Raw genomic sequence first — 23789 nt, 5'->3', positions numbered from 1 at the left:
ACCGGGTGCCCTCGTCCGGGTGCCCTCGTCCGTGTGGCGTGGGACGGCGGGCGGCCCAGTGGTTCGGGGGAGAGTGCAGGGCGGCCGGTCCCCGTGGGTGTTCGCGGCTGCTTCGGCGCGGGCACGGTGGCCAGGATCCTGGCCACCGTGACACGGACCTCGTCCCCGTCGTGGGACTCCTACTGAGGGACGGCCTGCGTGATGCGGCCCCGGACCTCGCCGAGGCCCACCCGGGTCCCGCTCGGCCCGGGGGCCCAGGCCGTCAGGGTGACCTCGTCACCGTCCTCCAGGAACGTGCGCTTGCCGTCGGGGAGTTCGAGGGCGTCGCGCCCGTTCCAGGTGAGTTCGAGCAGGGAGCCGCGCTCGCCCTCGGAGGGACCGCTGACGGTGCCGGATCCGTACAGGTCGCCGGTGCGCAGGGAAGCGCCGTTGACCGTCATGTGGGCGAGCTGCTGGGCGGCCGTCCAGTACATGGTCGAGAAGGGTGGTTCGGAGACGACATGACCGTTGATGGCGACGGAGATCCGGAGGTCGTAGCCGCCCGGGTCCTCGGTGGCGTCGTCGAGGTAGGGGAGGAGGGGGTGCGTGCGGGCGGGAGACACGACGCGGGCCTCGTCGAGGGCGTCGAGCGGGGTGATCCACGCCGACACGGACGTGGCGAACGACTTGCCGAGGAAGGGGCCGAGGGGGACGTACTCCCAGGCCTGGATGTCGCGTGCCGACCAGTCGTTGAGGAGGCAGACGCCGAAGACGTGATCGCGGTAGTCGCTCAGCCGCACGGGCCGGCCCTGCTCCGAGGGGGTGCCGACCACGAAGCCGACCTCCGCCTCGATGTCCAGGCGGACCGAGGGGCCGAAGACCGGGGCGGCGTCCGCCGGGGCCTTGCGCTGGCCCGACGGGCGTACGACATCCGTGCCGGAGACGACGACCGTGCCGGCGCGGCCGTGATAGCCGATCGGCAGATGCTTCCAGTTGGGCGTGAGGGAGTCCTCGGCGTCGGGGCGGAAGATCTGGCCGACGTTCCGGGCGTGGTTCTCGGAGGCGTAGAAGTCCACGTAGTCCGCGACGGTGAACGGGAGGTGCAGCGTCACGTCGGAGAGCGGATGGAGATGGGGGGCGAGGGTCTCCCGGTGGGCCGGGACGGTCACCCAGGCCGTGAGCGCACGCCGGACGTCCGACCAGGCGGTGCGGCCCGCGGCGAGCAGCGGGTCGAGGGTCGGCTGCGCGAGCAGCCCGGCGTACGGGGAGCCGAGCGCTCGGGCTGCGGCGCCCGCGTCGAGGACGTGGTCGCCCAGCCTTACGCCGACACGTCGTTCGGGGGCGCCGGCCGGGTCGGTCGGGGAGAACACGCCGTACGGCAGGTTGTGCGGGCCGAAGGGATCGCCCTCGGGGACATCGAAGGGGGGCATCGGTGGGTGCCTCGCTTTCGGATTCGTACTCGCCATGTGATCCATGCGATCCACGCGTTTCATGTGGTCGGGGCACACGTTACGGGGGAGTGACCATGCTGTGGCAGGGCCTAAAGAGTTTGCAATGTCCGAATTAGCCTTGTCGGACGCGGTAATTCCGGCTTAGCGTCCTTTGGGGGACACGGACGGGGTGGGTCCGGTCCGTAGGGGGGACATGTGGGGGGACCCATGGCCAGGAGTTCCAGGGGTGTGCCTGTCGACGCCGACCGGGAAGTGCCGGGCCTCATCGTGAAGTTCGGCGACTACCCGCTGCATCACGGCGGTGTGGGCGCCATACGGAGTCTGGGCCGACTCGGCATTCCGATGTACGCGATCACAGAGGACCGTTACACACCGGCGGCGAGCTCACGCTATCTGCGACGCGCCTTCGTCTGGCCGACCACGGGGACGGAGGAACCCGGGCGGCTTGTCGAGGGGTTGCTGCGGATCGGCCGGCGGATCGGCCGTCCCACGGTCCTCGTCCCGACGGACGAGGAGGCCGCCGTGCTGATCGCCGAGAACCAGGATGAACTGGCCGACCGCTTTCTCTTCCCGCGTGTGGACGCCGAACTGCCACGTCGGCTGGCCAGCAAGCAGGGGCTCCACGAACTGTGCGTGGAGCACGGCATCCCCAGCCCGGAGGCCGCCTTTCCGCAGTCGTACGACGAGATCGAGGAGTTCGCCGAGAAGGCCCGCTTCCCCGTCGTCGCCAAGAACCGCGAGGCGTTCGTGCGCCGAAGCCGTCCCGCGGTGAACGGCACGACGAGGATCGCCACCCGTGACGGGCTGCTCGCCCTCGCCCGGGACTGGGGTCCGAGGCCCGGAGTGATCCTCCAGGAGTACCTGCCGAGGGAGGAGGCGGAGGACTGGATCGTGCACGCGTACTTCGACGCGGACTCCGCGCCGCTCGCGATGTTCACGGGTGTGAAGGTCCGCTCCTGGCCGCCGCACGCGGGCATGACGGCGAACGCGTACGTCGTCGACAATCCGGAACTCGCGGACCTCGCCGCGCGTTTCATAAAACAGATCGGCTTCAGCGGAATCATCGACCTCGACCTGCGATTCGACCGTCGCGACGGTCAGTACAAGCTTCTCGATTTCAACCCGCGCATGGGCGCGCAATTCCGGCTCTTCGAGAGCGAGTCGGGGGTGGACGTCGTCCGTGCCATGCACTTGGACCTGACCGGGCGTGCCGTTCCCGAAGGGGAACAGCGGGCCGGTCACCGGTACATCGTGGAGAACATCGACCTGCCGGCTCTGCTCGCGTACCGGCGCAGCGGCTATACGACCCCGCACGCGCCGACCCGCGCGAGCGGTACGGAACTGGCGTGGCTCGCGGGTGACGACCTGCGGCCGTTCTTCACGATGCTGGCACGCTTCGTGCGGCCGGGCGCGAAGCATCTCTATCAGCTGTGGCGGACCAACCGCCGTGGCAGTAACAGCAGTTCCACCGCGAAGTAGGCGTCATACGTCCTGGGGAGGGACTTCGTGATTCATCCGGTAGCAGTCATCGGTGCGGGCCCGTTCGGCCTGTCCACCGCAGCCCATCTGCGGGCGCGTGGTGTGCCCGTACGTGTCTTCGGCGAGCCCATGGTCAGCTGGCGCGACCACATGCCCGAGGGAATGCTCCTCAAGTCGACGCCGGCGGCCTCCAGCATCGACGCCCCGCAGCCCGGACACACGCTCGCCGACTACTGCGGCGCGGCGGGGATACCGCGCCTGGTCACGGACGAGGACATCATCCCGGTCGATACGTTCATCGCGTACGGGGAGTGGTTCCAGCAGAAGCTGCTGCCCGACCTGGAGCGGGTGCGGGTCGTGTCGATCGACCGCAAGGGCGGCCGGGAGGGGGCGGGCCCGTCCGACGGGTTCGAACTCAAGCTGGACTCGGGGGAGTCGTTCACGGCGCGGGCGGTCGTGGTGGCCACCGGCCTGTCCGGTCTGGCCCATCTGCCTCCCGAGCTCGCGGGTGCGGCGCCCGACGGTCCCGCACCGACCGGCCCGCTCTCGCACAGCTCGCAGCAGCACGACCTGAGCCGCTTCTCCGGCAAGGAACTGATAGTCGTCGGCGCGGGCCAGTCCGCTCTGGAGACGGCGGCGCTCGCGGCCGAGGTCGGCGCGCAGGTGCTGGTGGTGTCCCGGGGCAAGGGTGCCGTCGATTTCGGCGCGCCGCCGTGGAAGCAGCCCGCGCTGCGCCCCGAGTCGCCGTTCGGGCGTGCCTGGTCCCTGTGGGCCCTGAGCTACTACCCGCAGCCCTACCGCTATCTGCCCGCCCAGGCCCGGCACTACCTGGTCCGACGGGTGCTCGGTCCGCTCGGTGCCTGGTGGCTCCGGGACCGTTTCGAGGGAAAGGTCACGGTCCGCGAGGTCCAGTGGATCGTCGGCGCCGCGGCCCCCGAGGGGAGCCCCGTTCTCACGGTGCAGACCCATGGCGGGCGGGTGGACGAGCTCTCCGCCGATCATGTGATCGCCGCGACGGGCTATCGCGTCGACATCGCCGCGATGGACTTCCTCGGGCACGAGCTCCGCGCGGAGCTGGCGGTGAGCCGCGGTACACCGAAGCTGGGCGCGGGGTACCGGTCCTCGGTTCCCGGGCTGTACTTCACGGGTCTGCCGGCGGCCGCTTCGTACGGGCCGGTGATGCGGTTCGTGTGCGGGACCGAGTTCGCCTCGCCACGGCTGGCCGGGCACCTGGTGGCCGCGCACGGGTGAGCCGTGGCAGGGCCGGGCCGACAGGGCGTGGCCGCCCAGGCGTCCGACCCGGGGCTACGGCCCCGGTCCCGGCCCTCCGACGCCGACCTCTCGGCCGCGCCCTCGGGTCTCCGGCCCTGGCTCTCCGGCCATCGGTCCTTCGGAAGCCGGCGTCTCGGAGGTAGGTCGGTTCGGTCCTGCCTCGGGGGCGTGGTGCCTCGCCCGGTGGGCGGCTCCGGCCTGCCTTCCGAGGGGACTGGGCGTCCGGGTTCGGGGGTTCGGGCTGAGACCGGGGGGAGGGGATGGCTGGGCTTGAGTCCGCTCCCCTCCCTGCCTCTCGGTGGCGCACCCGGCTGTCTGGGCAGGTTCGGGGAGCAGCGTGGCATGACGTGGCATGCCAGCCGGCTGGCTCGCTGTCTGGCCGGCTGTCTGGCCGGTCGCCACGGTTGCCGCAGCCGCAGCCGCAGCCGCAGCCGCAGCCGCAGCCGCAGCCGCAGCCGCGGGGGTCGCCTCGGTAGTCAGAGTTCTTCGGCGAGGAACTCCTCGGTCCTCGTCGCGCCTTCGTCGGCTGCTTCCCGCTGCCAGGCCATGAAGTCCACGATCGAAGCGGGTGGGTTGGCGGCCTCCGTGGCCTCGATCTCCCACCCGGGGAAGTCCATGTCGAAGACCACGACGGGGAGATCGCGGCCGAAGATCTCCGTGAGGATGCCGTCGGTGTGGAGGTGCCGGGTGAGGTCGATGACGCAGTCGTGGAAGTGCAGTTGGAGAAGGTCGGACTTGGCGTCCAGTTCGGCTTCGGCTTCCTCCGGCAGATCCATCGCGTAGAAGTCGTAGTCACCGTCGAACCAGATCCCCAACTCCTTGACCTCGTCGACGTACAGCGGGCTGCCGGCCGGGTCCTCGGGGACGTTGCCCAGCATCTCGAAACCGTCCAGCAGCCACAGGGCGTAGTTCCAGCGAGCCTCGCCCGGGTCCTCCGGGTAGGTCTCCCGGCCGTACTGGGTCTCGGTGTTGTAGCCGATGGCCACATACGGATGGCGCTCGTCGCCGTCGATCCGCCAGATGCGGAAGGAGAGGGCGTAGATCTCGGACCGCAGGGAGTCCGGGAAGCGCCGGATCACGGCTTCGCCTGCGGTGCGCAGGTGTTGGCGGAACGGGGTCACCGGGTGGGACGGTCCAGGAGGCTGAACAGCGGACCAGGCCGAGACGGCGGACTCGGCAGACCCGGCGGACCCGAGGGACTCAGCGGGCCCGGCGGACTCGATCGGCTCAACGGGCATGTGTCTCCTCTGACTTGGTGTCGGGCGGGTCCGTACTCGTCGGCGGCCACCGTCGTGGTGCGAGCCGACTTCGAGGCGGCCGGACACCGAGTCTCCTTGCCGCCGGGCGTGTTGGGGTGTTGTGGTCGGTCGTGTGCGGGAAAGTCGGTGTGGGCGGAAGCGGACCCTGCGTGATCCGAAGCGGTCGCAACGCGCTTGCCACCGTACGGTGAACGGCGTTGCTGACGGGATACCGGACGTCGTCCGGTTCACGCCGGGCCGATGAGTCGTTCGATCCGTATTCTTCGGATCATGGCCGCTCCGACTGCATATTCACTCATCGCCACTGACCTGGACGGAACGCTGCTGCGCGGCGACGACACACTCTCCGACCGGTCCCGGGCCGCGTTGGCGAAGGTGATCCAGGCGGGTGCCCAGCATCTCGTGGTGACGGGCCGCCCCGCCCCGCGCGTGCGACCGCTCCTCGACGAACTCGGCGGTGAGGGACTGGCGGTGTGCGGACAGGGGGCGCAGCTGTACGACGCCGGGGCGGACCGCATGCTCTGGTCGGTGACCCTGGACAGGGAACTGGCGGAGACGGCGCTCGGCAAGATCGAGGCGGAGGTCGGACTGCTCTACGCGGCGGTGGACCAGGACGGTGTGGACGGCCTGACGCTCATCGAGCCGGGGTACGTGATGCCGCATCCGACGCTGCCGGCGGTGCGGGTGCCGCGCCGGGACGACCTCTGGACGGAGCCGATCAGCAAGGTCCTGCTCCGCCACCCGTCGTTGTCGGACGACGAGTTGGCGTCCGCGGCGCGGGGTGTGGTCGGTTCACTGGCGACGGTCACCATGTCCGGGCCCGGCACCGTCGAACTCCAGCCATGTGGTGTGACCAAGGCGACGGGACTCGCTCTCGCCGCCACGCACCTCGGACTCACCCCGGCGGGGACGCTCGCCTTCGGTGACATGCCCAATGACATCCCGATGTTCGACTGGGCCGCGCGCGGCGTGGCGATGGCCAACGCCCACCCGGAACTGAAGGCGGTGGCCGACGAGGTCACCCTGTCGAACGAGGACGACGGCATCGCGGTGGTCCTGGAGCGTCTCTTCGGTTTCTAGCGGCGGCAACGCGCCCGCCGGCGGACCTCGAAAGGTGCCGCCGGCGGGCGAGGGGGAAGCGGGGGTGCGATCAGTAGGCGCCGTTGACGTTGTCGATGGAGCCGTAGGTCTTGGCCGCGTAGTTGCAGGCCGCGGTGATGTTCGCGACCGGGTCGTAGATGTTCATCGACGTGCCCGGGACGTGGAAGGCCTGGAACGTGGGGTCGATGACCTGGAGCAGACCCTTGGAGGGGATGCCAGCGGCGGCGTTGGAGTCCCAGTTGTTGATGGCGTTGGGGTTGCCGGAGGACTCGCGCATCACGTTGCGGTGGATGCCGTCGTAGCTGCCCGGTATGCCCGCCTTGGCCATGACGTCCAGGGACTGCTTGATCCAGCCGTCGAGGTTGTTGGCGTACGTCTTGGCGGAGGCCTGCGTGGCGGTGGTCACCGTGGACTTGGCGACGGCCGGGGTCGCGTTCGCGGTCGTGCGCACGACGGTCGACTTCAGCGTCTTCGTGCCCACGGTCAGCTTCAGACCGGGGCGGATCAGGGAGGGGTTGTCGCCGATGACCGCGCGGTTCGCCGTGTACAGCTTCTTCCAGCCACCGCTCGTCGGGTGCTTCTGCGCAACCTTCGAAAGGGTGTCGCCCGCGACCACCTTGTAGGTGAGGAGCTGGACGTTGGGGACGACCGCGGTGTGGGCGGCCTTCGTGAGCTGGGGAGCCTGCGCCGGGGTCGCGGCCTGGGCGCCGGTGGCGCTCACGAGCGGGAGGGCGAGGGCGATGCCGCCCGTTCCGGCGGCGATCATGCCCCGGGTGATGACGTTGGTCTTCGTGCGGCGGTGCTTGCCTCGTACGGGCATGACGAATTTCCTCTCCGACGCCTGCGAGGTGAGCTGTCGGGTTCGGGCGGGAGATGCCCGGCCGCGTTCTGGGCGCGGCTTCACCCCTAGCCGGTCCGGTGTGTCCGGATCGGCGGCTTACCTGTGGTTCCCCCGCTCCTGCCGTGCGTGGGTGGGTGGGTTTCCGGGCGGCGGCAGGATTCGGCGATCCGCCCGGGATCGACGAGAACGTATGCGAGAGCACATGTCCGGAACAAGGCCAGATTTGGCTGCGAAGATCGCTTTCGCCTGGTTAGGGCACGGGGAATAAGTCCGATTGCGCCGGAATTGGATCCTCAACTTGCCTTTGGCGAACGGGTTGGCCGGAAGGCGGCGGGCGAGGGCTCCCCGGTTCGCTGGTGACTCAATTCACGAGACCAAGGGTCATCAAGGCGGCATGCCGGGTAATTCGGGCATTCGATCTTCCGGTGGCGGGTGGGTGCCGGGCCCCCGGGCGGGCGTCGGACGGCTCTTCGCGCAGGGAATCGGCAGAGGATTCGGCGCGGGATGCGCGTGATGTGCGGGGGTGTGCGGGGATGCGGGGTACGGCAGGCGTCAGGGGTGCGGCCGGTTCCGAGCCGGGGTGTCGGCCGGGCGCGTGTTGAAGTGCCGCCCGGGGTAAGGGGGTTCGGTGTGCGCGCGTGACGCGCGGGCATGGGAATGCGCGGCGCGCAGGAGGCCCGCGAGGGCGAACTCCCGCCCCCGTAGGCCTTGTCGGCCCCCTGTCGGCACCCCTGTCGCCAGTCCTGTCGGCAGTACTGTCGGCGGGCCCGTCAGCCGGCCGTGCGCGGGATCCGCTTCTCCCAGGTCCGGTGGAAGACGACCTCGTCGCCGTCCTTGCAGACGACCTCGTCGGTCGTGATGAAGTCCTGTGCGTCGCAGGTGATGGCGGAGGCCGTCTCGACGCGGGCGTCCCACGGCAGGTCGGGGCGGTGCAGTCGGATCGACCAGGTCGAGCGGGCACGGGCGGACAACGGGTCCGACTCGTCGATCGTGTACGTCTCCAGCGCGTCCTCCGTGCATTCGAGGCCGTCGGGGTACACCCGGGTACCGCCGTGGCCCGGGTCCACCTCCAGGCGCCAGGTGCCCGCGGCCACGTCACGCAGCACCAGGCGTTCCGGGCGGGGTTCGTCCAGGGTCGCGGAGACGGTCGCGCCGAGAGGTTCGGACTCCTCCGGTTCGCCGAACGCGATCGAAGGGTCCGACTCCCGTGCCCGTACGGGGAGTTCGAGCGTGCTGCCGATCGCGTCCAGGGTGAAGCCCGCCTCCGAGCCCGGCTGGGGCCAGATCCACGGCCAGTACGCGGAGGAGACGCCGAGGCGGATGCGGTGACCCGCCGGGAAGGCGTAGCCGATGGCGTTCAGGTCGAACGCGACGTTCTCCGCGGTGCCGGGTTTCCAGGGAACGGTCCGGTCGAGGCCCTGGCGCGCGGACAGGTTCAGGGCGCCTCGGGAGACGAGCGTGGACGCTCCGTCCGGGCCCACGTCGCACAGCCGGGCGATCACCTGGCCCCGGGGTGACCCGGACGTCAGTCGCAGATTGACCCGAGGGTGGCCCAGCACCCAGGTCTCCTCCGCGACCTCGAACTCGAAGCAGGCCGACCTGGCGTCCTCCTCCCGCTGGTCCGGCGGGAGGTCGGCGTCATGGCCGGAGGGCAGGAAACGGCCCGCGTCGACCCCCGTGTGCTGAGGGGACCGCACCGGCACGGGGGCGCCCTGGAGCGCGTACGCGACCGGGGTCACCGAGGGTGAGGGCCAGCCCGGGTCGCCCACCCAGCGGCCGGGGATCTCTCCGTACACGGTCGCCGGAGGGTGTGCGTCCATCACGTACGAGCGCAGAAGGGGGACGGAGAGCGCGTCCGTCTTCTCGTCCCGGAGCCAGTGGTCCCACCAGCGCAGCGTCTCCTGGAGGAAGCCGATCGCCGGTCCGGGCGGCAGGCCCCGGTCCGGGTACTGGTGCGACCAGGGACCGATGAGACCTCGTACGCGATCCGGTGGCAGGTGCTCGACCAGGCGCAGCACCGTGTCGCGGTACGGGTCGTGCCAGCCGCCGACCGCGAGGACCGCCGCGCGGACGGCGCCGAGGTCCTCCCGGGCGCTGTCGTGGCGCCAGTACGCGTCCCAGGTCTGGTGGGCGAGCCAGGTGTGGACAGAGGGGTCGACGGCTTCGAGCCGCTTCACCCACATGTCGCGCCACATCACCTCGCCCACGTGGACCGGGTCCGGCGGGCGGGCGGCGAAGGCGAGCAGGGTGGCCGCCGAGGCGTGCATACCGGCGGCCAGGACGGAACCTCCGGCGTAGTGCGCGTCGTTGTCATAGCGGTCGTCCGTCGAGCAGACCGTGACGACGGCCTTGAGCGGCTCGGGCGCGCGGGCCGCGATCCGAAGCGCGTTGAAGCCTCCCCACGCGGTCCCGAACATGCCGATCCTGCCGGTGCACCACGGCTGGGCGGCCAGCCACTCGACCACTTCCACCCCGTCGGCGGGCTCGGTCCCGGCGTGCTCGTCCCTCGGCGTGCCCTCCGAGTTTCCGTGTCCGCGCACGTCCACGCGGACGGAGGCGTAGCCGTGGCCGGCGTACCAGGGGTGGCGCTGGCGGTCGCGGGGGGCCGTCCAGTCGGTCAGGCCGTACGGGAGGTACTCCAGGAGCGCCGGTACGGGCTCCTCGGTCAGCGGGCGCCAGATCCGGGCGTACAGACGTGTGCCGTCCGAGAGGGGGACGAGGACGTCCTCATGAGTGGTTTCGTGGGGGAAGGACGTACGGATGTGCATGAGCGTCACCTCAGGGGACGGGTGCATCGTGCGGCGCGGGTACGACAGGGGGGACGGGGACGGTCGCGACCGGCCCCGGCTCGGGCTCGGCGGAGCTGTGGGACACGATCACCCCTTCGGTATATATAGCCGCACATCAATTCATATCGATCCATCTCGGCCCACATCGCCTGATCATGAACATACCGCCGGTGATCGGATGGCACCCGTGAGTCGGGGTACCCGCCGTTGGGGCACGCAGGTGCTTCCCGTGTGCCTTCCGGGTGTACTCCCGCATACCTGCTGGCGGAGCGAAGTCGGCCGGGGGACGGTGGGCGCTCGTGGTGATCGAAACGTGACCGGATACGCTGACTTGAGTGATGGCAGCGACACATCGACAAACCGTGTCATCGACCGAATGATCGACCGAGTTCGCCATGTGATCGTCAGCAGACAGGAGAACCTCTCGTGACCGTCGTCGGGCCGTTCGGGCTGAGCGTGCGGGACCAGGCTCTCGAAGCCGATGTCCAGGCCGGATTGGCGGCTGTCGAGGAGGGTTTGCTCGAAGCCACCAAGAGCGAGGTCCCCTTCATCACGGAAGCCGCCCAGCATCTCGTGCGGGCCGGCGGGAAGCGGTTCCGGCCGCTGCTCGTGATGCTCGCCGCACAGTTCGGTGACCCCTACGCGCCGGGTGTCGTGCCCTCGGCCGTCGTCGTCGAGCTGACCCACCTCGCCACGCTGTACCACGACGACGTCATGGACGAGGCCGAGGTCCGGCGCGGGGTGGACAGCGCCAACGTGCGCTGGGGCAACTCGCTGGCCGTCCTGACCGGTGACTTCCTGTTCGCCCGAGCCTCCTACATCCTGGCCGATCTCGGGCCCGAGGCCGTCCGGATCCAGGCCGAGGCGTTCGAGCGGCTCGTGACCGGCCAGATCCTGGAGACCGCGGGGCCGCGCGACGGCCGCGACCCGGTCGACCACTACCTCGATGTGCTCGGCGGCAAGACCGGGTCCCTGGTCGCCGTCGCGTGCCGGTTCGGCGCGATGATGTCCGGGGCCGACGAGACGGTCGTGGACGTGCTGACGCAGTACGGCGAGCGGCTGGGCGTCGCCTTCCAGCTCGCGGACGACGTCCTCGACATCGCGTCCGACTCGCACGAGTCCGGCAAGACGCCGGGGACGGATCTGCGCGAGGGCATCGCCACGCTGCCGGTGCTGAGGCTGCGGGAGCGCGCGGAGCGGCTGGGGCTCGCCGAGGACATCGCGCTGTGCGAGCTGCTGGACTCCGACCTGACGGACGACGCGCGGCACGCGGAGGCGCTGGCCCGGCTGCGGGAGCACCCGGCGCTGGAGCAGGCGCGCCGGGACACCGTGCGCTACGCGGAGGAGGCGCGGGCCGCGCTGGCCCCGCTGCGCGAGTGCGACGCGAAGGCCGCGCTGGTCGAGCTGGTGGACGCGGTGGTTCACCGGGCCGGCTGAGACGCCGACTCGCGGATCACCGGACGCGGCCCGGGTGGAAGTCCTACGTGCGGATCACCGGACGCGGCCCGGGTGGGAGCCCGGCAAGTGGATCACCGGCCGCACGGGCCGGCCTCGGCCGTCCCGTGGATTCCGGCAGACGACCGAGACCGGTCATGTGGTTCGCCGGGCCGGTCCGAGCTGTCGGCGCGGGCCTCCGAGGCCTCCCGTGCCCGTGGTGGCCGGAGCGGCTGTCAGTACCCTCCGCCGCCTCCCGTGCTCGTGGTGGCCGGAGCCGGTGTCGATGACGTCGAGGCGGGGGTGGTGATCTTCGCTCCGCTGGGGGTGACGGCCCACCATGTTCCGTCCACTCCCTGACCGTACGGTTCCTTCGGCGCGTCGTCCTTGGCGTACCGGTAGAGGGGCCAGCCGGCGAGGGTGATCTGGGTGCTTCCGTCGTTGCGCTTCACCGTGGAGACCAGGCTCTTGTCGATGCCCTTCGTGGTCACCGAGCTCTGGCTGGTGGTCGTGGCCGCGGGCCAGAGCGCGGCGCAGGTGCTGTAACAGCTCACCTTGGTCGGGTTCACCGAGTCCGCGTCGAAGCGGTACAGGACGTACCCCTTGCCGTCGGTCACGACCGTGCCCAGTTTCGCGACATTGGCGGTGGTCAGCATCGATGTCGCCGATCCCGTGCCGGCGTGCTGCGCCGAGCCGCTGCTCTGTGGGGTGCTGGTCCCGCTGCTGCTGCTACTGCTCCCGCTTCCGCCGCCCCCTCCGCCGCATCCGGCGAGCGTGAGCGCCAGGACGGCGGCGCCCGTGGCGGCGTATCCCGTGACGTGCCTCATGGCAACCATGGCGATCCCTCGATCCTTCGATCCCTGGAGAGCTGTGCGATCCGATCGCTGCCACCCGTAAGTACGCATTCGCACCGGTTTTTACTCGAATGACCGAGGTATTTGATGTCTTCCGGGTGACACGGGCCAGGAAAGGGGCGACCCCTACGGGTCGGGGGAGGTACCGCCCTCTCGCGTCATACCGCAGGACTACGCGGAGTTGAGCCCGGGGGTTGACGATTCCATCCGGTCTTTTTGGTCAGATGGAGAACACCACTCCTCACCGGTTCGGGTGAGAATGGCGGCTTAGGGGTGGAGCGGGAAACGAGGGCAGGGCCGCCGCCGACGACGGAGGTAAGGCACACATGGCACCGTACGAATCCGACGACAGCGTGAGGGCCGCAGAGGCCGACGACGCCGACGACCTGCGGGCCGGGCGACGCAAGGCCGCACGGTACGTCGTTCCGGTCGCGGTGGTGGGGGTCGCGGCGGTGACGATCGGGCTCGTCCCGGCGCTCGCCGACTCCGGGGACCCCGACCTGCCGAAGATCACCGCTCAGCAACTCATCGAGAAGATCGCCAAGTCGGACGTCCAGCAGCTGTCCGGCACCGTGAAGATCAGCACCGACCTCGGACTGCCCGACCTGGGCGGCCTGGAGAGCGGCCTCCTGTCCGGAGCCGCCGGGAGCCACGGCGGCTCCTCCGCCGACCCGCAGTCCAAGCTGCTCGAACTGGCCTCGGGCACGCATACGCTGCGGGTCGCGGCCGACGGCCCGGACAAGGGCAAGGTCTCCCTGCTGGACAACGCCGCCGAGTACAGCGTCATCCACGACGGCAAGGACGTGTGGGGGTACGACAGCAAGTCGAACGAGGTCTACCACGCGACGTCCGCCGAGTCCGGGCGTGCCGACGAGGGCACCAAGGGGAAGGCGCCGCGGGATGTCCCGGCCACTCCCAAGGACTTCGCCGACGAGGCCCTCAAGTCCGTGGACGACACGACCTCCGTGACCGTCGACGGCACCGCCCATGTCGCGGGCCGCGACGCCTACAAGCTGCTCATCAAGCCCAGGCAGTCCGGTTCCACGGTCGGCGCGATCAGCATCGCGGTGGACGCGAAGACGGGGCTGCCGCTGAAGTTCACGCTGACCCCGGCGAGCGGTGGCGCGGCCGTCGTGGACGCGGGCTTCACCCAGGTGGACTTCGCACGGCCGGCCGCGTCCACGTTCGCCTTCACCCCGCCGAAGGGCGCGAAGGTCACCGAGGGCGGCGAGTCGAAGGGCGCGAAGAGCGGCGAGTCGAAGGGAGCGAAGGGCGACGGACCGAAGCGCCTGGACAAGACGCTGCCGAAGGGCCACGAGGGAACGGCCAAGGGCCTCGACGGTCTGAAGACCATCGGCAAGGGCTGGAACTCCATCGCCGTGTTCAGCACCGGTGGCAAGGGCATGCCGTCCGGCGCGTCCGGCAAGACCGGCAACAGCAACGTCGACGGCTTCCTGAACTCCCTCGGCGACCACGTCACCGGCAAGTTCGGCTCGGGTACGGTCTTCTCGACCCGCCTGGTCAACGCGCTGATCACGGACGACGGCAAGGTGTACGCCGGTGCCGTCACCAAGGCCGCGCTGGTCAAGGCGGCCGACGCGGCCCGGTAGACCCCAGGAGAGCCGAACCGAGGGAGCCCATGGAGGAGCTGTCCGCGCGTGGAGCGGGAGGTGTGGGCGCCGTGTCCGCCGAGGACGCGGCGATCGCCACCCGCGCGCTGAGCAAGCGGTACCGCGGCGGACAGCTCGCCGTCGACGGCCTGGACCTGACCGTGCCGACGGGCAGCGTCTTCGGCTTCCTGGGGCCGAACGGCTCGGGCAAGACCACCACCATCCGCATGCTGATGGGCCTGATCGAGCCGACCTCGGGCACGGCCCGTGTGCTGGGGCGGCCCATGCCCCGGTCCGCGCGGGCCGTGCTCCCGCACGTAGGGGCGCTGATCGAGGGGCCCGCGCTCTACGGCTTCCTCTCCGGGCGGGACAACCTCGTCCGGTACGACGCCGCCGACCCGACGGCAGATCCCCGTACCCGGCGGACACGCGTCGCGCACGCCCTCGACCGGGTCGGGCTGACCGCCGCGGCGGGCAAGAGGGCGAAGGCGTACTCCCTGGGCATGAAGCAGCGGCTCGGTCTCGCGGCCGCACTGCTCCAGCCCCGGCGGCTGCTCGTCCTGGACGAGCCGACCAACGGTCTCGATCCCCAGGGCATGCGCGAGATCCGCTCGCTGGTGCGGGAGTTGGCCTCCGACGGCACGACCGTCTTCCTCTCCTCGCACCTCCTCGACGAGATCGAGCAGGTCTGCACCCATGCGGCCGTGATGGCCCAGGGACGGCTCATCGTCCAGGGCCCGGTGGCCGACCTCGCGGCGGGCGCGCGGGGCCGACTGGTGGTGACCACGCCGGACGCGGGGGACGCGGCGCGGGTCCTCAAGGAGCAGGGGGTCGCCGATCTCGTCATGACCGAGACGGGAGTGACCGCGGAGCCGCCCGACCGCGAACTGGCCGAACTGAACGCCGCGTTGGTCACGGCGGGCGTCCGGGTCCGCGGCTTCGGGGTCGAACGCGCCTCGCTGGAGGACGCGTTCGTGGCACTGACAGGGGAAGGTTTCGATGTCGCGGGCTGAGGATCTGCCGAACTCGGCGACGGACACGGCGACGGACGTGGAGGCAGACACCGGCACGGGCCCCGGCCCCGGCACAGGCACCGGCACAGGCACCGGCACGGGCGCGGGCACGGGCACGGGCACGGGCGCGGAGGCAGGCACCGGCCCCGGCACGGACACCGGCACCGGCACGGACGCAGGCGTCGGCACGGGCGCGGAGGCGGACACCGGCGCCGGGACCCGGTCGGGGGCGTACGCCGGAACGGCAGCGGCAGCGGCAGCGGCAGCGGCAGCGTCGACGTCGACTGCGACGGCAGCCGGGCCGGGAGGCGAACGGGTGGACCGGACGACGATGCGTGCGGGAGCGACGGCGGAGCAGAGGCCAGAGCGGGTGCCGAGCCCGTTCTGGACACTGGGACTCTTCCGCAACGAACTCGTCACCACCTTCCGCCGCTGGCGGACGATCGCCCTGCTCGGTGTGCTGGCGGCCGTGCCGGTCCTCATCGGCATCGCCGTCAGGATCGAGACGGGAGGCGGCCCGGACGGGGGCCGCGATGGCGGCGGGGGCCCCGCGTTCATCGCGCAGATCACCAACAACGGCCTGTTCATGGTGTTCACCGCGCTGGCCGCGACCCTCCCGTTCTTCCTGCCGATGGCGATCGGCGTCATCGCGGGCGACGCGATCGCCGGCGAGGCCAACTCCGGCACCCTGCGCTATCTCCTCGTCGCGCCCGCCGGGCGCACCCGGCTGCTGCTCACGAAATACGCGACGACGATGACGTTCTGTCTGGTCGCGACCCTGGTGGTGGCGGTATCGGCGCTGACCGTCGGCGCCCTGCTGTTCCCGCTGGGTGAGCTGACCACCATCTCCGGAACCCGCATCACCTTCACGGAGGGACTCGGCCGCGCGCTGCTCATCGCCCTCGTCGTCGCCGCGTCACTGACCGGCGTCGCCGCGCTCGGCCTGTTCGTCTCCACTCTCACCAACAGCGGCATCGCGGCCATGGCGACGACGGTCGGCCTCCTCATCACCGTCCAGATCCTCGACCAGATCCCCCAACTGCACGCGCTCCAGCCCTATTTCTTCTCCCACTACTGGCTGTCCTTCGCCGACCTCATGCGCGACCCCGTCTACTGGGACGACCTGGTCCACAACCTCGGCCTTCAAGGGCTGTACGTCGCCGTGTTCGGGTCGGCGGCCTGGGCGAGGTTCACGGCCAAGGACATCACCGCGTAGGCGGGCGATGTCGGTCGCCGCGAGCGTGGCGTCGAGCGGCACGGGCCCGACCACCACCAGCACGGCCCGACCACCGACCACTACTTAGTACGGCCCCGACCCACCACGCACCCGGCACCCCCCCCGGGCCGCCTGCTCACCGCCCAGGTCGCGGAGGCCGCGGCCGGCGAGGAACCTGCCCCCGCGAGCCGGGCCCGGGCACAGCACCGGTACCCGGCGCCGCACCGGGAACGGGTCCGCCCGGAGAGCCCGAACGGCGTCCGGACCGCAGCCGCGCGGCGTCAGCGGCGGGGTTGACGGCCGCACCGGCCGCACCTGTGGCCGGCCCCGAGACGGCCCCCGGGGACGTCGCCGCCGTACCGGTCGCCGCCGCCACCGCCGGCCTGCGCCAGCTCTCCGGAACCGAAGCGTGCCGTTCCACCGTCCCGTCACGGCGGGCCTCGGCCAGCCGGGCGGCCTGCTGGGCCGTAGGAGCGAAGCCCGGGGCCGCGTTGCCGCTCTGGGACGGAACCTGGCGGGCGGCCATGGCGCCCAGCGCGGCCTGGGTGTCGCGGGGGAAGACATCGCGGGGCAGTAGCTGCGAGGCAGCGCCGGTCACCTCGACACGGCGCTGCCCGCCCTCCGTCTCGAAGGTGACGCCGTAGCCCAGGTACTGCCGGTCCTGGTCGAACATCAGGTCCCCGCGCACCCGCCCGCCCCCGGCCCGGGTCCGCTCGCTCAGTTCCTGGAGGGCCTCCGGCATCGGAGCGGTCCGCCCGAGGCTGGCCACGTACGCCTCCGCCTCCACCTGCCCCTCCCGGAACCGCGGTTTCCCGTCGGGCCCGGTGTCCATCCGCACGGCACCGACCCGGTTGTCGGGGTGGATGTCGATGGTCAGCCGGCCGTCACCCCCGTACGCCTCGACGAACCGCTCGCGCATCGCGGTGAACTGCACCTGGTTCTCCAGCGCCGGCGGAAGATTCGGTCCGTAGACGGTGACCCGGGCCTCCGGGTCGGCCTCCAGGATGATCTCGGCGTTGGCCACCCCCGTGCCGCCGGCGCCGGCGATCAGCCAGGTCTTCGGACCGCCCGCCGCGCTCGCGTCGAAACGGTTCTCCGCGACCTCGTCCCCGATGAAGACCCGTCCGGGCGCGGTGGCCCGCGCGTGCTCCCACTGGGCGGTCGCGTCGAGCGTCCGGAGCGCGGCGCGTGCCCCGCTGCCCGAGCGCAGCCCGTCCAGCACACCCTCCTCCCGCAGGATCCGGAGGGTCTCCCGCGCGCCGGCCGTCCCGGTCAGGCGGGCGTGCGCGGGGGAGTCGGCGGGCAGTTGCCCGCGTACGGCGTCCAGGGCCTCCGACAGGTTCACCACGTCCCGGCGGTCGACGCCCGGCACCATCTCCGGCGGCAGTCCGGTGGCGACGGTCGGGGTGCCCCGGACCTTCACATAGAGGTCCGGGGAGCCGTCGCCCGGCCGGATGTGCGCGTACAGATGGCCGTCTCCCGCCGGGACCAGCCGCGCGGTCCCGTCGACGACCGGTCCGCGTACGGCGAGCTGGTCCTCCCACAGGCGTACCGCGTCGCGCGGCACCCGCGCGGTCGGATCGGCGAACTGGTGGGCGTCGCCGAGCCCGGTCGTACGCATGTCCCGTACCTGGTCGGGGGACTGGACGATGCCCTGGCCCGGGTCCAGGTGCCAGCGGCCGCGCGCGTCGACGAGCAGGGACTGGGGGTCGCGTCCGACGAGGCTGGCACCACCGCCGATGACGACCTGGCGGGTGGGCCACGCGCCGGTCGTGGCGATCTCCGCGCGCAACTGGTCCAGGGTGGCGGCGGCGGTCCGGGTGCGCAGCTCGGCCGCCCGGGCGGCGGCCGCGGCGAGTTCCTCGCGGGGGACGGGGGAGCCGTCGGGCCGAAACCCGGGAAGGGGAGGAGTGCCGGCGGACGCCCCGAGGGGCTGGGCATGGTCGGCCCGCGACCGGAACTCCCGCAGCTCGGCCCTGTCCGCGGCGCCCAACCGCTCGACGGGGACGGCCAGTTCACGCAGCGCGTCGGTCGCCATCGGGGTCAGGTGCTGGTCGATGACATCGCGCCGGATGTCGGCGGCCCGGAGTTCCGGGGCGTACCGCTCCGATCCGGCCGGAGCCTGCGGCCGTAGTCCGCTGTGGTCGATGAGCGCGGACAACTCCCCACGCGTTTCCGCCCGTTGAGTGGCGTCGAGGGTCGGGTCGTTCATGCGGGCGGCCAGGTAGTTCAGCTCACCGACCCGGCCGAGGTCCTCCTCGGTGAGGCCCGGTCGTCGCTCCGTGCTCCCGAACCGGCCGCGGGCCAGCAGGTCGTCGTGGTTCGGCGCGATGCCCGCCACCTCGGGATCACCGGCGGCGGCACGCGTCGCCCGGTCGCGCACCGCGAGCAGTTCACCGACCTCGTGGCTCAGCGCCCGGCCGACCTGGCGCGGGTCCATCCGGTCGGAGAGCTGGACGACGTGCTGGTCCGAGGTGGTGTTGACGTGCGTCCGGGCGACCGTGCCGGAGGGCAGCGGAACGGCGTCCAGGCGCAGGGTGAGATCCCTGCCCCGGTCGTCGGTGAGCGCGAAGAAGCGGTCGCCCGCGGAGCCGGGCCGCAGCTCGACCGAGCGCAGCCGCTCCCCGTAGAGACTCCGCACCACCATCGGCAGGGTGCTCTCCGCCTGCGCGACGACGGCCGCCTGCCGTCCGGGATCGGGCGCGGTGCCGGTGCCCGACACGAAACGGCTGCCCGCGATGTCGGTCGCGGTGATGACGATCGGCTCCCCACCCCGCTCCCCACCCCCCTCCGTACCCCGCTCGGCACCCGGCACCGGACCAGCGGCCGGAGTGTCCGGACGGGCGTCCCGCCCGGCGTCTGTCCGGGCTTCCGCCCGGTCGGAGCGTCCGGCGTCCCCGCGGTCGAGCGGTTCCTGGTCCACTGACACTTTCCCCCTTGACCGGCCTCGTGGCACGTAGGATCTCGGCATGCTGATCGCCCGTTCGACGCAGGAAGCGCACCTCTACATGGACCTGCACGCGTGCGCGTGCGGAGCGGAGAGCTTCGAGCGCGGGCACCGTCTCGACGAGCGGGACGGTGTCCTGGTCGCGGTGTACGAGGGAGTCTGTCCCCGGTGCGGTCGCACCCGCTCCTTCGCGTTCCGGCTCACCGACGAACTCCCGCCCGCGCCACCGGTGTTCGGCGGCGCCGAGCCCTCGCGGATCATCGACCCCGGGGAGTTCCTGTGGGTCAGCGACCAGGTCGCCACGGAGGCGGGGCTGCGGCTGCTGCACACACCGCCCGCCGAGCACCGCGGGCACCGCGAGGGCTCCGCCTTCGCGCTCGCCGCGGTGGAGGAGGTCCTCAAGTTCCTTCCGGCGGACGCCGATCGCGTCCCCGAGGAGCTGTTCACCTCGGAGCGCGGCCGCGAGGTGTACGACAGGAACCCGCGCCGCTTCGAGCGGGCCGGACTCCTGGAGAACATCGAGCGCAAGCGCCGCATCCTGGAGGGCGTCGACCAGTTCGGGCCGCCGCCCGGCGCATAGGGCCTGCCCGGGGCGCCTCACGGTGTCCGAGGGGGCCGGGGCGCGGCGCCCGGCACGGCCGGAGCGGCCGGGGGCGCGGTGCCGGGTGCGGTCGGCGTACCGCGGTTGGCCGGCGTCCGTCCGGCGGCCGGGGCGGAGCTCCCGCCGCCCGACCGCAGGCGTGCCGCGGTGGTGACCCGGACGGTGGCGTCGCCCTGCCGGTGCTCGGGTGAGGCGCCGAGCCCGGACACCGGGGCCGCCGTCGTGCCCGATCCGCGTCCGGCGGTGAACGTGCCCCGCTCGGAGGTGATCAGCGCGGTGGCCAGTCCGTTCCCGACCAGCTTCTCCGCGTTCTCGCGGCCGACGGAGAAGCCCCGCCCCGACGTGCTCCGCGCGTACAGGTCCTCGATCATGGCCTCGGGGGCCATCCGGCCGCCGTACCGGTCGCGCCCCGCGTCGAACTCCGTGCGGCCGTGCTGCCAGCGGCCGGCGTTCTGCGCGAGGCACTGCCCGACGGGGACCTCGACCGAGAGCAGGACGCGCCTGGTGTAGCCGTCGGCGCGCAGATCACCGAGGAGCTTCTCGTTCCAGCGCTGGTCGCGCAGGGTCGCGTCGTAGAGGAGGTTGTAGCCCTCGGCGCGCGCCCACTGCTCGAAGGCCCCTTGCAGAAACGCCGACTCGCGGTGCGTGAGCGAGGCCGTCTCGGACGGCGAGAGCCTTCGCCCGCCCGACAACTCAAGCGCATGCGGCGGAAGTCGAGGCAGTCCGCCGTGCTCGAAGAGCGCCACCTTGAAGTCGTCCGGGTCCAGGACCACATAGTCGCGTACGTCGATGCCGTGCACCCGGTTCAGGGCGCGGCCCAGTTCGTCGTCCTGCCCCTGCCACCGGGCGAGTCCGCGCAGCGCGCCGCCCTTTCCGGCGCCGGGCGCTCCGGCGGTGAGCAGCGCGGCGTGCCCGTCGCGCGGCAGGCCCGCGCAGCGGGCCGTGAACTCCTCCAGGACGGCGGCGTGCATCCGCTCGCGCTCCGGTGTCCACAGCGCACCGTGCCGGAACTGCCCGAACGTGTCCCCGTCGCCCGGCGCGAGATCGCCGCCGGGTGACATCCGGGTCTGCAACTCCCGGTACAGCGCGCGGTATTCAGGTCTCAGCCCCGCCTCCGGCCGCTCGCCCGTGGTCATGGCCGCCGCTCGGCCTCCTCCGCCGGGCCGTCCGGCCGGCCGTCGATCCTGCGCTGGATCTCCTCCACGTCCTCGCGGGTGACCTGCCCGAGCAGTCGCGCCGCGGCGAGCACCGAGAGGGTGTTGTCCTGGTGGGTCGGCTCGGGATGGCCCTCGTCCAGGCCTTCCTCCGCCTCGAAGGGCCAGTCGGCGACGGTCGCGATCATCCGCTCGCGCTCCACGAAGCCGGCGGCGTAGAGACCGAGGTAGGCGCGCAGGGAGGGGGCCGAGTCGGCGGCGCGGGCGCCGGGTGCGGGGGTGTCGTTCATGGGCGGATTCCTTCTCGTCTACCAGAGACTGGTCTCGTACGGGTCGGGGTCCTGGTCGGGGTCCGGGTCGGGCTGCCGGGACGCGGCGACCGCGTCCTCGTACGACTCGACCGCGGGCGGCGTCTTCGGGCGGTGGCTGCCCGCCTTGCATCCCGCGAACGGACCACCGGGGGCCCGGAGTTCCGCCAGCACGGCGCCGAGGTGGTCGCGGTGCCAGACGGCGGGTGCGGATCCGCCCGCCGCCGGGTCGGTGTGCTCCTGCCAGGCCAGCCACAGTCCGTGCAGTCGGGCGACGGCCTCCGGGTGTTCCCACCAGCGGGGGCACCAGGGCTGTTGCGAGGTGACCTCACGGCCGTAGACGGGGAGGAGCAGGTCGCTGACCCAGATGGCCAGTCGACTCATCTCCTCGGCGTACTCGGGGCCGTCGAGACACAGGATGAAAGGAGGACCGGCGGCGGGCTCCCGCTCGGCTGCGGCGGTCGTCATCGAGGGGACTTCCTTTCGGCGGCGGATGTCACTGGGGCACGCTCTCTTCTGCGGCGGTCGTCATCGGGTCGCGTTCGCTGCCGCGGCGGACGCCATGGAGTCGCGTTCGCTGCGGCGGATGTCATGGAGTCGATGGAGTCGCGGTCGTCCGCGGCGGCGGGAAGTCATCGCGTCGTGATCCGCTCGGCGGCGCGGGTGGTGATGGCCCTCACCTCGGCCTGGGCCGCCGTCGCGATACGGTCGGCGCCCGGTTCGGCGTACCAGGGGCGGAGCCGGACCAGGGCGGGCCTGATGCCGGTGGCCAGGAGCAGGGCGGTGCCCTTGGGCAGCGCGCGAATGCGGTCGGCGGGCAGGATGCGTTCCAGGCGGTACGAGGTCGACCGGGACCGCCCGTCCCTGCCCTTGGACCAGCTGACCGTCGACACGTCGTGGTCGCCGACCAGCCGGGAGACCTTCTCCACGAAGTCGGCGTCGTCCAGGCCCGCGCCGAGCAGCTTGATGGTGGCGGCCGACCAGAGCGCGTCCATGCCGGCCTCACCCCACACCCGCGAGCCCTGCCGGTAACTCTGGAGCAGCGTCGCGATGTTGATGCCCCGGGAGCCGAAGTGCGAGTACAGGTCGGGGAGATCGGAGATCCGGCAGACGTTCGCCGCCTCGTCGAGGACCGCCGTCATCGGCGGTTCGAGGCGTCCGCCCATCCGTTCGGCGGCGACGACCCCCGCGCGCAGCACGGAGTCCGCGGCCGCCGCGACGACACCGGCCGCCGAGCCGCCGCCGTCCTTGGAGAGCAGATAGAGCGTGTCGCGGGACAGGACGTGCCGGTCGGGGAAGAACTGCGGCAGCGCCGGGTCCGGGGTCACCCACGCCGCGATCGAGGGGTCGAGCAGACAGGCCGCACACTGCCGGGCGGTCTCGTAGATGCCGTCCCGGGTCTCCACCGCGCCCTGCACCGTGCCCTGCAACTGGTCCGCGAGGGCCGTCATCCCGGCGTCGCGCAGCAGGTCGACAGGGGTGCGGTCGGCGGGGTCGGCCAGCCAGCCGAGCACCTCGGCGATCCGCCGCTCGCCGAGGTGGGCCGCGTGGAAGAGGGCGGTGAGGGTGTTCTGGGCGGCCGAGATCCAGAAGTCCCGGCGGGACGCGTCGTCGTTGACCGCGCCGACGAAGTGCCCGGCCAGCCGGCGGGCGCCCTCGATCGTGGCGGCGTCGGCGAGCATGTCCCACCACAGGGCGCGCGGGGTGTGGGCGATGCCCTGGGGGTCGAACGTCCAGACCCGGCCCACGCGTTCACGTTCCGCGCGGGTCACGCTGTACACGTCCGCCTTGTTCGAGGTCAGCAGCACGCTGCCGCGGGCCCGCAGGACGCGCGGCACGGCGATACCGGTGGACTTGCCCGCGCGGGGCGCCATCAGGTCGAGCTCGACGTCCTCGTAGCTGGAACGGAGTTCGGGGCCGCGGGGTGCCAGGTCGCCGATCAGGTTCCCGGTGTCGTCCGGGGTGACCTTCCCCAGTTTGGCCAGCCCCGGCCGGAGCCGGCGTGCCCGCCGCGCGGCGCCCTTGGGCAGGAGGCCGGCCAGTTCCTTGCGGCCGGCGAGACCGGTGGGCGCGGTGAACCGGCGCCGTACGAGCGTGATCAGTACGACGATCACGGCCACGACGGTGCCGAAGACCGTGGCCATGCCCGCGGTGAGCGCGGTCGGTGAGGCCGTCGGCCACACCGGGCCGGGACCCTTCTTCACCAGGGTGGCGAGGGTGGACAGGGCGAACGGCGGCGGGTGCCAGCCGGCGCCGCTCACCGCCGCGCCCAGGGTTCCGCCCAGCCACGCGCCGAAGAAGGTGATGCCTACGAGGAAGGCCGCGCCCGGCACGATCCAGGGGAGGAGGTCCTCCCCGGTTCCGGGTCCTGTCCCGCGTGTGCTGCTCATCTCTGCTCCCCCCGTTGGATGTTTCTCGCCCCCGCCGCCCCTGCCCGTCCCATCCCGGGGCGGCGCCCCCGGCCCCCCGCCGCGCTCCGCG

The 23789-nt window shown here is 71.9% G+C and carries 18 protein-coding genes and 1 riboswitch; of the genes, 8 read left to right on the top strand and 10 right to left on the bottom strand.

What is annotated here, in order from left to right; all coding sequences use genetic code 11:
- Positions 1-179: 179 nt before the first annotated feature.
- Complete coding sequence (fahA, locus tag OHT01_RS17365; protein WP_328554049.1) at positions 180-1409, bottom strand: fumarylacetoacetase; 1230 nt, start codon at positions 1407-1409, stop codon at positions 180-182.
- Between the two features lie 249 nt (positions 1410-1658).
- Here fahA and OHT01_RS17360 point away from each other — a divergent pair, with 249 nt between their 5' ends.
- Together OHT01_RS17360 and OHT01_RS17355 are read left to right on the top strand one after the other, a co-directional pair.
- Positions 1659-2909 carry a carboxylate--amine ligase gene (locus tag OHT01_RS17360; protein WP_443043408.1) on the top strand — a complete coding sequence of 417 codons (1251 nt, stop codon included), beginning with the start codon at positions 1659-1661 and terminating at the stop codon, positions 2907-2909.
- 27 nt (positions 2910-2936) lie between these two features.
- Complete coding sequence (locus tag OHT01_RS17355; RefSeq protein WP_328554047.1) at positions 2937-4160, top strand: FAD-dependent oxidoreductase; 1224 nt, start codon at positions 2937-2939, stop codon at positions 4158-4160.
- A gap of 497 nt (positions 4161-4657) precedes the next feature.
- Here OHT01_RS17355 and OHT01_RS17350 read toward each other — a convergent pair whose 3' ends face one another.
- Positions 4658-5419, bottom strand: a complete 762-nt coding sequence (locus OHT01_RS17350; protein ID WP_328554046.1) for a hypothetical protein — start codon at positions 5417-5419, stop codon at positions 4658-4660.
- Between the two features lie 291 nt (positions 5420-5710).
- Here OHT01_RS17350 and OHT01_RS17345 point away from each other — a divergent pair, with 291 nt between their 5' ends.
- A complete protein-coding gene (locus OHT01_RS17345; protein WP_328554045.1) occupies positions 5711-6520 on the top strand; it encodes an HAD family hydrolase in 810 nt (269 codons plus the stop codon).
- A gap of 70 nt (positions 6521-6590) precedes the next feature.
- On the opposite strand, the gene OHT01_RS17340 is transcribed toward OHT01_RS17345, so the two are convergent.
- Both OHT01_RS17340 and OHT01_RS17335 read right to left on the bottom strand, forming a co-directional pair.
- The gene (locus OHT01_RS17340; RefSeq protein ID WP_328554044.1) at positions 6591-7361 is read right to left on the bottom strand and encodes a transglycosylase SLT domain-containing protein; all 771 of its coding nucleotides are present in this window, start codon (positions 7359-7361) and stop codon (positions 6591-6593) included.
- Between the two features lie 3 nt (positions 7362-7364).
- Positions 7365-7525, bottom strand: a riboswitch (cyclic di-AMP (ydaO/yuaA leader).
- Positions 7526-8152: 627 nt separating this feature from the next.
- The gene (locus OHT01_RS17335; RefSeq protein WP_328554043.1) at positions 8153-10150 is read right to left on the bottom strand and encodes a CocE/NonD family hydrolase; all 1998 of its coding nucleotides are present in this window, start codon (positions 10148-10150) and stop codon (positions 8153-8155) included.
- A gap of 447 nt (positions 10151-10597) precedes the next feature.
- Here OHT01_RS17335 and OHT01_RS17330 point away from each other — a divergent pair, with 447 nt between their 5' ends.
- Positions 10598-11608 (top strand): polyprenyl synthetase family protein, encoded by a 1011-nt coding sequence (locus tag OHT01_RS17330; protein WP_328554042.1) that lies wholly within the window; start codon positions 10598-10600, stop codon positions 11606-11608.
- A gap of 233 nt (positions 11609-11841) precedes the next feature.
- On the opposite strand, the gene OHT01_RS17325 is transcribed toward OHT01_RS17330, so the two are convergent.
- Positions 11842-12441: a hypothetical protein gene (locus tag OHT01_RS17325; protein ID WP_328554041.1), complete on the bottom strand. Its 600-nt coding sequence runs from the start codon at positions 12439-12441 to the stop codon at positions 11842-11844.
- A gap of 344 nt (positions 12442-12785) precedes the next feature.
- Between OHT01_RS17325 and OHT01_RS17320 the strand changes: the two genes are divergently transcribed.
- From OHT01_RS17320 to OHT01_RS17310, 3 genes are all read left to right on the top strand, one after another.
- Positions 12786-14069: a LolA family protein gene (locus tag OHT01_RS17320; RefSeq protein ID WP_328554040.1), complete on the top strand. Its 1284-nt coding sequence runs from the start codon at positions 12786-12788 to the stop codon at positions 14067-14069.
- A 29-nt stretch (positions 14070-14098) separates the two neighbouring features.
- Positions 14099-15082: an ABC transporter ATP-binding protein gene (locus tag OHT01_RS17315; RefSeq protein ID WP_328554039.1), complete on the top strand. Its 984-nt coding sequence runs from the start codon at positions 14099-14101 to the stop codon at positions 15080-15082.
- Between the two features lie 331 nt (positions 15083-15413).
- Positions 15414-16298, top strand: a complete 885-nt coding sequence (locus OHT01_RS17310) for an ABC transporter permease (protein WP_328558151.1) — start codon at positions 15414-15416, stop codon at positions 16296-16298.
- Between the two features lie 136 nt (positions 16299-16434).
- Here the strand turns inward: OHT01_RS17310 and OHT01_RS17305 are convergent, their stop codons facing one another.
- Positions 16435-19221, bottom strand: coding sequence for a hypothetical protein (locus OHT01_RS17305; protein WP_328554038.1), 2787 nt, complete (start codon positions 19219-19221; stop codon positions 16435-16437).
- Between the two features lie 46 nt (positions 19222-19267).
- Between OHT01_RS17305 and OHT01_RS17300 the strand changes: the two genes are divergently transcribed.
- Entirely contained in the window at positions 19268-19825 is a 558-nt protein-coding gene (locus OHT01_RS17300) for a hypothetical protein (protein ID WP_328554037.1), read from the top strand.
- A 17-nt stretch (positions 19826-19842) separates the two neighbouring features.
- On the opposite strand, the gene OHT01_RS17295 is transcribed toward OHT01_RS17300, so the two are convergent.
- From OHT01_RS17295 to OHT01_RS17280, 4 genes are all read right to left on the bottom strand, one after another.
- Positions 19843-20982, bottom strand: a complete 1140-nt coding sequence (locus OHT01_RS17295) for a zeta toxin family protein (protein ID WP_328554036.1) — start codon at positions 20980-20982, stop codon at positions 19843-19845.
- Positions 20979-21290 carry a hypothetical protein gene (locus OHT01_RS17290; protein ID WP_328554035.1) on the bottom strand — a complete coding sequence of 104 codons (312 nt, stop codon included), beginning with the start codon at positions 21288-21290 and terminating at the stop codon, positions 20979-20981. Before OHT01_RS17290 ends, OHT01_RS17295 begins: the two co-directional genes overlap by 4 nt.
- Positions 21291-21308: 18 nt before the next feature.
- The gene (locus OHT01_RS17285; protein WP_328554034.1) at positions 21309-21776 is read right to left on the bottom strand and encodes a DUF4913 domain-containing protein; all 468 of its coding nucleotides are present in this window, start codon (positions 21774-21776) and stop codon (positions 21309-21311) included.
- Positions 21777-21940: 164 nt separating this feature from the next.
- On the bottom strand, positions 21941-23698 hold the full coding sequence (locus OHT01_RS17280) for a TraM recognition domain-containing protein (protein WP_328554033.1): 1758 nt from the start codon (positions 23696-23698) through the stop codon (positions 21941-21943).
- Between the last annotated feature and the right edge of the window lie 91 nt (positions 23699-23789).

It is taken from the genome of Streptomyces sp. NBC_00358, from assembly GCF_036099295.1.
Lineage (GTDB): Bacteria > Actinomycetota > Actinomycetes > Streptomycetales > Streptomycetaceae > Streptomyces.
Note: the sequence above shows the minus strand (reverse complement) of the source record. Positions and strands in the feature narration are given on the sequence as shown.

Coding starts and splice junctions, on each gene's coding strand:
- fahA (WP_328554049.1), bottom strand. CDS start 1,409: ATGCCCCCCTTCGATGTCCCCGAGGGCGATCCCTTCGGCCCGCACAAC.
- OHT01_RS17350 (WP_328554046.1), bottom strand. CDS start 5,419: ATGCCCGTTGAGCCGATCGAGTCCGCCGGGCCCGCTGAGTCCCTCGGG.
- OHT01_RS17345 (WP_328554045.1), top strand. CDS start 5,711: ATGGCCGCTCCGACTGCATATTCACTCATCGCCACTGACCTGGACGGA.
- OHT01_RS17340 (WP_328554044.1), bottom strand. CDS start 7,361: ATGCCCGTACGAGGCAAGCACCGCCGCACGAAGACCAACGTCATCACC.
- OHT01_RS17335 (WP_328554043.1), bottom strand. CDS start 10,150: ATGCACATCCGTACGTCCTTCCCCCACGAAACCACTCATGAGGACGTC.
- OHT01_RS17325 (WP_328554041.1), bottom strand. CDS start 12,441: ATGGTTGCCATGAGGCACGTCACGGGATACGCCGCCACGGGCGCCGCC.
- OHT01_RS17320 (WP_328554040.1), top strand. CDS start 12,786: ATGGCACCGTACGAATCCGACGACAGCGTGAGGGCCGCAGAGGCCGAC.
- OHT01_RS17315 (WP_328554039.1), top strand. CDS start 14,099: ATGGAGGAGCTGTCCGCGCGTGGAGCGGGAGGTGTGGGCGCCGTGTCC.
- OHT01_RS17310 (WP_328558151.1), top strand. CDS start 15,414: ATGCGTGCGGGAGCGACGGCGGAGCAGAGGCCAGAGCGGGTGCCGAGC.
- OHT01_RS17300 (WP_328554037.1), top strand. CDS start 19,268: ATGCTGATCGCCCGTTCGACGCAGGAAGCGCACCTCTACATGGACCTG.
- OHT01_RS17295 (WP_328554036.1), bottom strand. CDS start 20,982: ATGACCACGGGCGAGCGGCCGGAGGCGGGGCTGAGACCTGAATACCGC.
- OHT01_RS17290 (WP_328554035.1), bottom strand. CDS start 21,290: ATGAACGACACCCCCGCACCCGGCGCCCGCGCCGCCGACTCGGCCCCC.
- OHT01_RS17285 (WP_328554034.1), bottom strand. CDS start 21,776: ATGACGACCGCCGCAGCCGAGCGGGAGCCCGCCGCCGGTCCTCCTTTC.
- OHT01_RS17280 (WP_328554033.1), bottom strand. CDS start 23,698: ATGAGCAGCACACGCGGGACAGGACCCGGAACCGGGGAGGACCTCCTC.